Here is a 223-nt window from a genome sequence, read left to right as displayed (position 1 = left end):
TGTTCTTCCGTCACTGCTCGCTCTCCCTGAAAAGGATTTTGTATGCCCGCAATACGTGCGTTGTTTTGCCTGTGATGACGGTTTTCTTTAATAGAAAGCCGACAGACGAAGCGCGAACAGATGTCATAAACAGGGCGGCATCGACACAACGGTTATGTTTGCGGCGTTCAGTTATAAAGCTGGTCACAATGATTTTTGAAACCATACCTTCATCAAGATATTT

The 223-nt window shown here is 44.4% G+C and carries 1 protein-coding gene; it reads right to left on the bottom strand.

Going from position 1 to position 223, the window contains the following annotated elements; genetic code table 11:
• Positions 1 to 10 precede the first annotated feature (10 nt).
• Positions 11 to 223, bottom strand: a 213-nt coding sequence (locus tag ACGF5R_RS25100; RefSeq protein ID WP_387693379.1) for a hypothetical protein, incomplete at its 5' end; no start/stop codon positions are given.

The organism is Photorhabdus sp. RM71S, from assembly GCF_042879355.1.
GTDB lineage: Bacteria > Pseudomonadota > Gammaproteobacteria > Enterobacterales > Enterobacteriaceae > Photorhabdus > Photorhabdus kayaii.
The sequence above is the reverse complement of the archived record's forward strand: the minus strand, read 5'-3'. Positions and strand labels throughout refer to the sequence as shown.